Source organism: Arthrobacter sp. P4_F10, assembly GCF_056401435.1.
Genome location: NZ_JBFUJJ010000058.1, coordinates 1 through 10921, shown reverse-complemented (window position 1 = coordinate 10921; position 10921 = coordinate 1). Strand labels below are relative to the sequence as shown.

The following is a 10921-nucleotide window of genomic DNA, read 5'->3' as shown; positions in this document are numbered from 1 at the left end:
TGACACTGGCACCAGAAGGCCGGAAGATGCTGCGCATTGAGCAGCGAAACGCGGCCACACCGGTGGAACGGAAGCCGGAATGGATCAAGGCCAAGGTCCAGATGGGCCCGGAGTTCGTCCAGCTCAAGAACCTCGTCAAGAAGGAAGGCCTGCACACCGTGTGTGAAGAGGCCGGCTGCCCGAACATCTTCGAATGCTGGGAAGACAAGGAAGCGACCTTCCTGATCGGCGGCTCCGAATGCACCCGGCGCTGCGACTTCTGCCAGATCGACACCGGCAAGCCCTCGCCCGTGGACATGTTCGAACCCACCAAGGTGGCCCGCTCGGTCCAGGCAATGCAGCTGCGCTACGCCACCGTGACGGGCGTGGCCCGCGACGACCTCGCCGACGAGGGCGTCTGGCTCTACGCCGAGACGGTCCGCAAGATCCACGAACTGAACCCGGGCACCGGCGTCGAGCTGCTGATCCCCGATTTCTCCGGCAAGCCCGAGCACATCGCGGCGATCTGCGACTCCAAGCCCGAGGTCTTCGCCCACAACGTCGAAACCGTGCCGCGGATCTTCAAGCGGATCCGCCCGGCGTTCCGCTACGAGCGCTCCCTGGACGTCATCACCCAGGGCCGCAGGCTCGGCATGGTGACCAAGTCCAACCTGATCCTGGGCATGGGCGAGACCCGCGAGGAAATCTCCGAGGCCCTCCGGGACCTGCACGAGGCCGGCTGCGACCTGATCACCATCACCCAGTACCTCCGCCCCTCCGAACGCCACCTCCCGGTGGACCGCTGGGTCAAGCCGCAGGAATTCGTGGACCTGCAAAACGAAGCGGACGAGATCGGCTTCCTCGGCGTCATGTCCGGGCCCCTGGTGCGCTCCTCCTACCGCGCCGGCCGGCTCTGGGCCACCGCGATGCGCAAGAAGGGCTGGGAAATCCCGGCCGAACTCGCCCACATCGAAAGCTCCGGCAGCACCCGCCAGGAAGCCAGCTCACTGCTGGCGGCTACGGCCTGAACAACCCAACCCTGATGCCAAAAACCTGATGCCCAAAAACCTGATGCATTGAGAGGACCAATGATGTTCCCCATCAGAATAGAAATCATCCCTTCCGAGGGAATCGTTGAGCGAGTCACGGACCTGGTGTCGTTGACCACCACGCTCACGGTGACCTGCCTGCCCCATCACGGCATCGAACGGACCATGCGCACTGCCGTGCAGCTTGGTGTGCTGGGCTACACCGTCATCCCGCACCTCGCCGCGCGGAGCCTGCGTGACCGGGCCGAGCTGACCCGAATCCTCCGCGACTGTGATGCAGCCGGCATCCGCGAGGCGTTTGTCATCGGCGGGGACCGGAAGCAGCCGGCCGGCCCGTATGAGTCCGCCCTTCCTCTGCTGGAGGACATCGCGCAGTACTCCGGCGGGATGATGCGGGCAGGCATTGCGGGCTACCCGGAGGGCCACCCCTCCGCCGGCCCCGTGGACATGCTGGACGCGCTCCTGGCAAAACAGCACCTGGCCTCGCACGTTGTGACCCAGATGTGCTTCGCCCCGGAGAAAATCCTTGACTATGCGGCGCTGCTGCGCCGCGAAGGCGTTGAGCTGCCCGTCTGGGCCGGGGTGGCGGGGTCCGTGCCCCGGGCCAAACTGGTCTCCCTGGCGACGCAGATCGGCGTCGGAAGTTCCCTGAAGTTCCTCAGCCGGAAGGGCCCGCTGGCGCGCAAGCTCCTGAGCGGCGACCGCTACTTCCCGCAAAGCCTGGTGTCCGGGCTGGAAAGCCAGCCTGGCAATCTCGCGGGCATCCATCTCTACAGCTTCAACAGCCTTGACTCTGTTCCCGGCGGACCGGGTCAGGCGCCCATCTCAGCAGCACTCCAGACAGCATTGATTCGAGGAGCAGCACGTGACAACTGAAACCGTAACTTCCCAGCAGGAACCGCATCTTGAGCGGCAGCTCAGCAATCGGCACATCCAGCTGATCGCCATTGGCGGCGCCATCGGCACCGGCCTGTTCATGGGCTCGGGCAAAACCATCTCCGCGGCCGGACCCTCCGTCATCTTCGTCTACATGATCATCGGCTTCATGCTGTTCTTTGTGATGCGGGCCATGGGCGAGCTCCTGCTAAGCAACCTGAACTACAAATCCTTCAGCGACTTCGCGGCGGATCTCCTCGGGCCCTGGGCCGGCTTCTTCACCGGATGGACCTACTGGTTCTGCTGGGTGATCACGGGAATCGCGGACGTCATCGCCATCGCAGGCTACTCCGAGGAACTCTGGCCGGGGCTGCCGCTGTGGATCCCGGGCCTGGCCACCGTGGCCATCCTCCTGCTCCTGAACCTCACCACGGTGAAGGCGTTCGGCGAAACGGAGTTCTGGTTCGCGCTGATCAAGATCATCGCGATCGCGGCGCTCATCGTGGTGGGTCTGTTCATGATCTTCAGCGGTTTCCAGTCCGACGCCGGCCCTGCCAGCTTCACGAATCTGTGGAGCCACGGCGGTTTCTTCCCGAACGAGTTCATGGGTTTTGTGGCCGGCTTCCAGATCGCGGTGTTCGCCTTTGTGGGCATTGAGCTGGTGGGCACCACCGCCGCGGAGGCCAAGGACCCGGAGAAGAGCCTGCCGAAGGCCATCAACTCCATCCCCATCCGCGTGCTGCTCTTCTACGTGGGCGCCCTGATCATCCTGATGTCTGTCACTCCCTGGACCCAGTTCCAGGCAGGCCACAGCCCGTTCATCGCCATGTTCTCCCTGGCAGGGCTCGGAGCTGCGGCAACGATTGTGAACCTGGTGGTGCTCAGCTCGGCCATGTCCTCGGCCAACTCCGGCATCTACTCCACCTCGCGCATGGTCTACGGGCTGGCGCAGGAGGGCGACGCGCCGTCGGTCTTCAGCAGCCTGTCCCGGCGGAAGGTCCCGCAGAACGCCCTGTTCCTGTCCTGCGTCCTCCTGCTCTCCGGTGTGGTCCTGATGTACGCCGGACAGGACATCGGCAAGGCCTTCGACATGGTGACCACCGTGTCCGCCGTCTGCTTCGTGTTCGTCTGGTCCATCATCCTGGCCAGTTACCTGGCCTTCCGCCGCCGCCGCCCGCACCTGCATGAGGCGTCCAAGTTCCAGATGCCGGGCGGAATCCCCATGGTCTGCGTGGTCTTCGCGTTCTTCGCCTTCGTTCTCTGGGCGCTGACCACGCAGCCGGACACGCTTCTGGCGCTCCTGGTCACGCCGGTCTGGTTCGTTCTGCTCGGCGCCGCGTGGTTCGTGCTGCGCCGGCGTCCCGCCCACCTGGCCCGTTATTCACGGTTCCAGGCCGAGCTCGCGCAGGAAGAGGCATCAGCTGTTGCACGAGAGCTTGAGAAGGTGCAGAAATGACCGCACAGACCCCAAAAAGCCCCGACCCTGCACCTGCGGAACCCGCTGCCACGGCAGAGCATGTCCTGACCGTCGACTGCGCGGAGTCGCCGGGCATCGTCCACGCGGTCTCGGGATTCCTGCTCGACCACGGCTGCGACATCCTGGACATCAAGCAGTACGGGGACAAGGGGCAACGGCACTTCTTTATGCGCGTCCACTTTTCCTCGGGTTCCTCCTCCGACTCCTCCTCCGACTCCTCCTCGCGCCAGGAGTCCTTCAGCACTGAGGACCTGCGCCGCGACTTCACGCCTGTGGCCGAGAAGTGGGAGATGAATTGGCAGCTGGAACCGCACGGCCGCAAACGCCGCGTCCTGGTCATGGTGTCCAAAATGGGCCACTGCCTCAACGATCTACTGTTCCGGGCGCGCACCGGCGACATCCCGGTGGAGATCGTGGCCGTGGTGTCCAACCACCGCGACCAGGAGGGCCTGGTCCAGTGGCACGGCATCCCGTTCTTCCACCTGCCAGTCACCAAGGACACCAAGCCCGAGGCAGAGGCCCGGCTAATGGAGCTGGTGGACGCCTTCGACGTGGAACTCGTGGTGCTGGCCCGGTACATGCAGGTCCTGAGCGATGAGCTCTCGGCCCAGCTGGCAGGACGGACCATCAACATCCACCACTCGTTCCTGCCCAGCTTCAAAGGCGCGAAGCCGTATCACCAGGCCTACGACCGTGGCGTCAAGACCGTGGGCGCCACGGCCCACTACGTTAACGCCGAACTCGACGAGGGCCCGATCATTTCCCAGCAGGTCATCGACGTGGACCACACGTACACCGCCGATGCCCTGGTGGCGGTGGGCCAGGACGCCGAATGCGCGGCACTCCGCAACGCCGTCCGCTGGCACTGTGAAGGCAGGATTCTGCTGCTCGGCAACCGCACCGTCATTTTGCGGTAGGCCATGAAACCGACAAATGTGCCGCGCTGCGAGTCATCTGACCGGAAGCGCGCCGATCGGCGGTTGCGCAGGGAAACCTGGGCTGTCATTCTCACAGCCGGTGCCCTGTTGGCAGTCATCCTGTCGCAGGCACTGTCCTATGGAAACTGACTAAACGAAAGCGGACGACGGCGGGAGGGCCCGGCATCGTCCGCTGGCCGCTATTGGCCGGCGGGTTGGAACAACTCGACTACGTTGCCGGACGGATCTTCCAGCAGGATCTRCTGTCCGCCTGGGCCGGTGACGATGTCGTTCCGGAACGTGAGGCCCGCTGCGCGCAGCCGGTGCACTTCGGCCGCGATATCGCCCACGATGAGGTGGATCCGGTTCCATCCTCCCGGCGCTGGCACCGCGCCGTCCGGCATGGGCCGGCCTGCCGAGCTGCTTGGCCCGCTCAGGAGGAGCCGCAGCCGGCCGCGGGTGACGTCGGCGAACGCCGGTGCGGCGCTCATCCTGAGGGTGAACCCGAGGTGCTTTGTATAGAAGTCGACCGCCGCATCGACGTCGGCCACCATGTATCGGACGCTGACCAGTTCCGTAAGGTCGTTGGGCATTTCTAGCTCCTTTCCGAACTCGTTTGGGAGTTTTCGATTGCGTAAAGCAGGAACTGGATCCGCGTGTTCAGTTCCTCTGCGGTGCGAACAAACGCCGGATAACTGTCCTGACTGGCTGCCTCGGCCGCCGGATCGGGGATGCTCCAATGCACCATCGCCGGCGCCCCCGGGAAGTCCGGGCACACTTCCCGCACGCGGTCACAAAGGCTGATCACATAGTCGAAGCGCTGCTCGGCGAACTCACTCAGATGCTTGGAGCGGGCGCCGCTGATGTCCATGCCACGCTCACCCATCACGCGCACGGCGTTGGGGTGCAGGTCTTTGGGGTGGCTGCCGGCGCTGGCGGTTTCGACCCGTGAGCCGCCCAGGCGCCCCAGGATCGCCTCGGCCATCTGGGAGCGGGCGCTGTTGCCCGTGCACAGGAACAGCACCCGAACGGGTGACTGCGCGCGTGACTGACCCGGCGGTCCGCCAAGACCGTCCGCGGGCAGTGCCAGCTCAGCCGGGACCAGCCGCAGGCCGGCGTGAAGCGCCGCGCCGGATGCGGCAAGCCGTTCGCGATAGGCAGCCAGGTTGAGGCTGCAGTACGTGTCACGTCCGTCAGCCGAGCTGCGCCGCATGGTCACCAGACCGGCTGCGCGCAGTTGGCCAAGATGGTAGGAGGTCAGGCTCTGCCTCTGACCCACCAGCGCCGTTAGTTCGCGCACCTGCCGGTCGCTGCGGGCCAGCTCGCCCAGCAGCTGCCACCGCACGGGGTGTCCAGCCAGGCGGAGGAATTCCGGCGCCGCCTGATCCTCTGGGGATATGGTGTGGCTCACGCCACAATTCTATCAATTCAGATAGATCGATCAAAGAGGTTTGATTGATCTATCTGAGGGCGGGACGCAGCGCTACGCCCGGGAGTCGCCTGGGCCGGACTCCAGCAGCCCGCCGCCGGCCCAGCGCCTGAGCGCGAGCTTCTCGGCGTCGTCGAACTCCATGAGGGCAAGCCGGCACAGCTCTTCCACGTTTCTGGCCCATGCGGCGGCGAGTTCCTGGGCCGTCATTTCCTCGGAGAGGGAACCTCCCGCGTACACCACGCCCTGGATCACAAAGTTGACGGCCGAGCGGGATACCGGCTGCCCGGCCGCAACGCAGTCGTCCCGGACCACGCGGGACAGCTCGTTTCGAGTGACCGGCTGCTCATGGAGCCTGGCCGCCATGGCCTCGAGCAGCTGACGGAACTGGGCGGCGGAGAGTGCAGGCACATCAGTGACCCGGGCAACCCGTTCCTCGATGCCGGGCCCGTCCTCAGCCTCGGCGGGCAGATCGTCGCCGGAAAACCTCTGCGCGTCCCAGACCCAGCCACCCCGCGCAGCGGAATATTCAACGCCGTGGCCGATCTGTGCCACCCAGCTACCAAACTTTCCCCAGCCGCCCCAGTCGGTCTTCAGCGAGGGATCGGCCGTGAGTGCCCGGTGAGCCACCATGGCCCCGACAACCGGGCCCGGGGCAGTCCGGACAAAGTCGCAGACCTCTTTGGCCGCGCCGGAGAGAGTCGTGGCCTTGGACTTCGTCGTCTTCACTGCCCCTTCTGCCCGCTGCGTCTGGACAGATGCCACGGCATGGATCTCGGCCGAGGTCCCGTTGAGGATTGCCACGAAGTCGTGCGACTCCACCACGCTGTCGGCCATCTCCCGGTAGGCGAACGCCACGGCGCCGGCCGCGATCACCGTCGTCATGCGGTCAGCCGCCCGGAACCGCTGGACCAGCGACGTGAAGTCCGCGTCCGCCGACGCGACGAAGAATTCCTCAACATGTGCCGCGCCGGACAGGGCATCCATCGCGTCCAGCACCAGGTTGATGTCGGTGCTGGACTTGCCCCGCTGCGTGAGGGAGGGGCAGTCGATCACACGGAAGCCGGCACGCGTCCAGTACGGCCTGTACTTGGAGTAGATCACCGGGTTGAGGTAGCAGTTGCGGATCAGGAAGCGCCGGGATTCCTCGCCCGCGCCGCCGGCGGCCAACGCTTCCGTCCAATGCTTGGGATCCTCAGCGAATCTCTTGGCGGCCGCCGGGTCCAAGGCCATCAGGCCGGTGTAGACGTTGTCGAAATCCACGAACATCGCGGCGCGGATGCCAGGCCGCCTGGACTGGGGGAGAGGATCGCTCATCGGCTCAGTGTGCCAGCAAGAGTGGGGGACGTACCAGATGTGACCTTCACTGTGGCGGCCAGTCGCGGTTCTGGGCCTTCTGGCGCGCCGTCGTAAGCGGTGCGGCGGACCGGGCCCGGGACGCCGGCGCGATTCTCAGCGCCGCTGGGGACCACCCGGATCAATGACCTCGGTCATCCCTTGGGTACTACCGGGTAGGAACTGGTGAGGGCGATTCGGTTGAAGGAATTGATGCCGACCGTCATCCAAGTGACCGCTGAGACCTGCTGTGGGGTGAGGAAGTCAACAGCTTCCTCGTAGAGGCGCCGGTTCGCATGCGAGTCGGCTATCCCGGTGACGTACTCGCTGAGGCTCAGCGCGGCCTGTTCCTGCTCCGTGAAGTAGGACGTTTCCCGCCATGCCGGCAGGACCGCGAGGCGTTCACTGGTCTCGCCCTTCTTTATGGCGTCGCCCGTGTGGAGGCGCATGCAGAAGGCGCAGCCATTGATCTGCGAGGTCCTGATTTTTATCAGTTCGATTAGCAATGCCGGCAGGCCTGCGTCTTTGGCGGCAGCATCGGCCTGTGCGGATAACGCAATCGCCACCTTGTACAACTCCGAGTGTTCCTTGGCTACGTTGATGTTGATAGGGGTCATGACAGACATATTCTTTTCAATCCTGTTCTTGGGTAAGTCCGGTGAAGGGGGCTTCCTCGGCTCTTCGTCCAGTCTGCGAAGTCGAGTGACCAGACGCCAAAGAAGTGGGACGAAGTTGCCGGTAGCGTTCCACCCGAAAGAGAGGAAAACTCGCAGGTTATTTCGTTCGGCTCTGAGCGTGCGCCGTGGAGATTCCGCGCAGTGCAAGGTCGGTCAGGGCCGCAACGAAGGGCTCATCAATGCGCTGCCCGCTGACGAGCAGGCGGTGATGGACTGCGCCGTAGATCGCATCAATCGCGGTTCCTAGGTCCACTTCCTTGCGGATCTGTCCCCGGCGCTGGCCCTTGAGGAGGATGACCAACAACGATTTCCGGCGCTCCTGCAACAGGGTTGCCCGATACAGCTGGGCAAATTCGTCATCGTTAATCGCGTCGACGATCAACCCCGAGACGGTGGAGGCAGCGCCGGCGAAGTTCAGGCAGTGGGCCAGCTTCATCAGGTACGTCCGAAGGTCCTCGATCGCGTTCCCCGTGTCCGGCACAATGGTGAGTTTGTTGGTCTTGTACGTGTAGGCCTCGAGGATGAGGGCCTGTCGGGAGGGCCAATACCGATAGATCGTGGACTTGCTGACGCCGGATGCGCGCGCGACCGCATCGATGGTCACCGACGGGTAGCTGAGCCGGTCTATGAGATCCACGGTGGCCAGAAGCACCGAACGCCGAGTTTCCGTCGTGGGTCCACCGACCTTCGCGGTCGCACCGCTCGAACGGGAAGTCAACGTGGGCCCGTCACCTTGGACGCGCATCCGGTCCTCCTCATCCCCGCAATGGCTTCGCAGATTGTCGCCGATTCAGCTTTACACCCACCAAAACAGGCCCCACAAGGCCCAGTCTCCGAAGGCGTCCCTGAAGGGACGTCGATCCTTGCCCGCCTTTGTCCTTTCGACCGATTCCGGTTTTTGAAAGGTCGGCGCAGGTGCTCTGTTTTTGGCTACCGAAGTGTGCCTCATGGCGAGAAACGCCCCGACGATCATCACGGCAAAACCGAGGACACCGACCAGGATGTTCGGAACGGGGCCCTGAAGCGCTGCGCCCAGCAGCAGGAGCAGAAAGCCAGCCACCACGGTAACTGCCCCGGCGACGATGTGGAGGGCAGAACGGTTAGGGGCCGGCACTTCTTCCATCGCCTTGGCGAATGTGGGGTGGTCCTCTTTGAACTGCTTCTCGAGCTGCTCAAGCAAACTTTTTTCGTGTTCCGAGAGGGGGCTGTGGGACATGGAGTGCCGATCGTTTGGTAGGGACTTAGTGGGAGGAGCCCAGGCGCAGAGGTCCGTGAAGTCGTCTTGTCAGGCGACGTGGACAGGGCCGACGACGGCGGTGTCGTCTCCGCCAGATGGGGAGAGGACACCGTCGCCAGGCTTGGGACAAACGCACTGTCATGGCGTCCGGGCGAGCAGGCGCCGCTCGCAAGAGGCAGCGCCGAGGGGGCCCGTTACCGGGTCGGGCGCCCGTATCCTTCGAGAAGCCGGAGCCAGACCTCGTTGACCGTGGGGTAGGCCGGTACCGCATGCCACAATCGGTCCAGCGGGACTTCTGAGACGACCGCGATTGTCGCGGCCTGCAGCAGTTCGCTCACGTCCGGGCCGACGAACGTCACGCCAAGAACGACTTTCCGCTCTTCGTCAACGACCATCCGGGCGGTGCCGGTGTAGCCGTCGGCCCGCACACTGGCGCCGGCGACGTGCCCAATCTCGTAGTCGACTACCTTGATGTCGTAGCCGCTCTTCCGTGCGGCCGCGGCGGTGAGCCCCACGGACGCGATCTCGGGGTCGGTGAAGGTGACCTGCGGCACCGCCTGGTGGTCGGCGGTGGCCACATGGGTTCCCCATGGCGCGTCCGATACTGCTGCTCCGGAAGCGCGGGCGGCGATAACGTCACCGGCCGCCCGGGCCTGGTACTTCCCCTGGTGGGTGAGCAGGGCCCGGTTCGTCACGTCGCCGGCAGCATAGAGCCAGTCGAATCCCGGAACCAGCATGGTGTCGTCAGTCTCGATCCACGCCCCGGGCTTGAGGCCGATCGAATCGAGGCCTATATCTCCAGTGCGGGGTGTACGACCCGTCGCGACGAGCACCTCCTGGGCGGAGATGGTCCTGCCGTCCCCGGTTTCGATGGTGACGCTGCTTTCGTCCCGGGTGATGCGGGTGGTTTTCGACTCGAGAATGACGTGGACACCCTGCGCACGGAGGGCTTCCGCAATTAGCTCACCAGCGAACGGCTCCATGCCTGAGAGCAGCCCGCTGCGGGAGACCAGGGTTACTGCCGTGCCAAAGGCGGCGAAAGCTGTCGCCATCTCGGTGGCAACAACGCCGCCGCCGATGATCGCCAGGCTTTCAGGGACGGCCCTGATGCTGGTGGCCTCCCGGCTGGTCCACGGCCGGGCATCAGCGAGTCCGTCGATGTCGGGCAGGAGCGCGTCTGATCCCGTGGCAACGGAGACGGCGTGGCGGGCGGTGAGCAGCGTCGTAGAACCGTCCGTGGCCGTGACAGTGACTTCCTTGGGGCCAGTGAGCCGGCCCTGACCGCGCACCAGGGCAATGCCGGCGCTTTCGAGCCACCTCACCTGGCCGCTGTCGGACCAGTTGCTGGCGAACGAGTCCCGCCGTGCCAGCACGGCCTGCACGTCGAGTTCACCGGTCACGGCCTGCGCGGCCCCGGGAACCTGACGGGCTGCCCGCAGCACCTGGGCGGAGCGCAGCAGCGCCTTTGATGGCATGCATGCCCAGTAGGAGCACTCGCCCCCCACGAGCTCGCTTTCGACAATCACGGCGCTCAGGCCACCCTGGACGGCGCGGTCGGCGATGTTCTCTCCCACGGCGCCGCCCCCGAGCACGATCAGGTCGTATTCTGCTGAACCGCTGTGGGTGCTCAACGTCCGGGCGCCCGGGTGTTGATTTCCTGGAGAAGCCAGCTGTTGCCGTCCGGGTCGCTGAAGGAGGCAAAGGACTGGTAGTCGGCGCGTTCCGGGTGCAGGCCCGCAACGCGGTGCTGGTTGTCGAGGTTGAAGATGAATCCCTTCGCGTAGTGGAATACCTCGGAGACGTCGACGCCCTTTTCAGCGAGGTCGGCCCGGGTCGCGAGGATGTCCTTGACGGCGAAAATCTGGTTCTGGAGTGATCCGGGTGCGGCAGCGGTGATGCTCTTGCCGATCATGATCGATGCTTCCGACCCGGGAGGGGTCAGCTG

At 64.9% G+C, this 10921-nt stretch carries 12 protein-coding genes; 4 read left to right on the top strand and 8 right to left on the bottom strand.

The window, feature by feature from the left end; genetic code table 11:
* From lipA to purU, 4 genes are all read left to right on the top strand, one after another.
* A partial coding sequence (lipA, locus tag AC1DR1_RS22155; protein WP_476993341.1) for a lipoyl synthase occupies positions 1–1007 on the top strand: 1007 nt, incomplete at its 5' end.
* Positions 1008–1067: 60 nt separating this feature from the next.
* A complete protein-coding gene (locus AC1DR1_RS22150) occupies positions 1068–1904 on the top strand; it encodes a methylenetetrahydrofolate reductase (RefSeq protein ID WP_229995153.1) in 837 nt (278 codons plus the stop codon).
* Positions 1894–3360, top strand: coding sequence for a D-serine/D-alanine/glycine transporter (gene cycA, locus AC1DR1_RS22145; protein WP_229995152.1), 1467 nt, complete (start codon positions 1894–1896; stop codon positions 3358–3360). The genes AC1DR1_RS22150 and cycA overlap by 11 nt, the downstream gene beginning before the upstream one ends.
* A complete protein-coding gene (gene purU, locus AC1DR1_RS22140; RefSeq protein ID WP_229995151.1) occupies positions 3357–4298 on the top strand; it encodes a formyltetrahydrofolate deformylase in 942 nt (313 codons plus the stop codon). Before cycA ends, purU begins: the two co-directional genes overlap by 4 nt.
* Before the next feature lie 200 nt (positions 4299–4498).
* Here the strand turns inward: purU and AC1DR1_RS22135 are convergent, their stop codons facing one another.
* From AC1DR1_RS22135 to AC1DR1_RS22100, 8 genes are all read right to left on the bottom strand, one after another.
* Positions 4499–4891, bottom strand: a complete 393-nt coding sequence (locus AC1DR1_RS22135; RefSeq protein ID WP_476993340.1) for a VOC family protein — start codon at positions 4889–4891, stop codon at positions 4499–4501.
* A 2-nt stretch (positions 4892–4893) separates the two neighbouring features.
* Positions 4894–5709, bottom strand: a complete 816-nt coding sequence (locus tag AC1DR1_RS22130; RefSeq protein WP_229995149.1) for an arsenate reductase/protein-tyrosine-phosphatase family protein — start codon at positions 5707–5709, stop codon at positions 4894–4896.
* A gap of 72 nt (positions 5710–5781) precedes the next feature.
* Entirely contained in the window at positions 5782–7044 is a 1263-nt protein-coding gene (locus AC1DR1_RS22125; protein WP_229995148.1) for an NYN domain-containing protein, read from the bottom strand.
* Between the two features lie 173 nt (positions 7045–7217).
* Positions 7218–7679: a carboxymuconolactone decarboxylase family protein gene (locus AC1DR1_RS22120; protein ID WP_364744251.1), complete on the bottom strand. Its 462-nt coding sequence runs from the start codon at positions 7677–7679 to the stop codon at positions 7218–7220.
* A 157-nt stretch (positions 7680–7836) separates the two neighbouring features.
* Positions 7837–8484, bottom strand: coding sequence for a TetR/AcrR family transcriptional regulator (locus AC1DR1_RS22115; RefSeq protein ID WP_229995146.1), 648 nt, complete (start codon positions 8482–8484; stop codon positions 7837–7839).
* 51 nt (positions 8485–8535) lie between these two features.
* The gene (locus AC1DR1_RS22110) at positions 8536–8955 is read right to left on the bottom strand and encodes a DUF3040 domain-containing protein (protein ID WP_364744245.1); all 420 of its coding nucleotides are present in this window, start codon (positions 8953–8955) and stop codon (positions 8536–8538) included.
* 215 nt (positions 8956–9170) lie between these two features.
* Positions 9171–10607, bottom strand: a complete 1437-nt coding sequence (locus AC1DR1_RS22105; RefSeq protein WP_229995144.1) for a dihydrolipoyl dehydrogenase family protein — start codon at positions 10605–10607, stop codon at positions 9171–9173.
* Positions 10604–10921: VOC family protein (locus tag AC1DR1_RS22100; protein WP_476993339.1), on the bottom strand; the 318-nt coding region annotated here is incomplete at its 5' end. The genes AC1DR1_RS22105 and AC1DR1_RS22100, both read right to left, overlap by 4 nt.

Excerpts from the sequence above, each read along its gene's own strand:
- AC1DR1_RS22150 (WP_229995153.1), top strand. The coding sequence starts at position 1,068 with ATGATGTTCCCCATCAGAATAGAAATCATCCCTTCCGAGGGAATCGTT.
- purU (WP_229995151.1), top strand. The coding sequence starts at position 3,357 with ATGACCGCACAGACCCCAAAAAGCCCCGACCCTGCACCTGCGGAACCC.
- AC1DR1_RS22125 (WP_229995148.1), bottom strand. The coding sequence starts at position 7,044 with ATGAGCGATCCTCTCCCCCAGTCCAGGCGGCCTGGCATCCGCGCCGCG.
- AC1DR1_RS22120 (WP_364744251.1), bottom strand. The coding sequence starts at position 7,679 with ATGACCCCTATCAACATCAACGTAGCCAAGGAACACTCGGAGTTGTAC.
- AC1DR1_RS22115 (WP_229995146.1), bottom strand. The coding sequence starts at position 8,484 with ATGCGCGTCCAAGGTGACGGGCCCACGTTGACTTCCCGTTCGAGCGGT.
- AC1DR1_RS22110 (WP_364744245.1), bottom strand. The coding sequence starts at position 8,955 with ATGTCCCACAGCCCCCTCTCGGAACACGAAAAAAGTTTGCTTGAGCAG.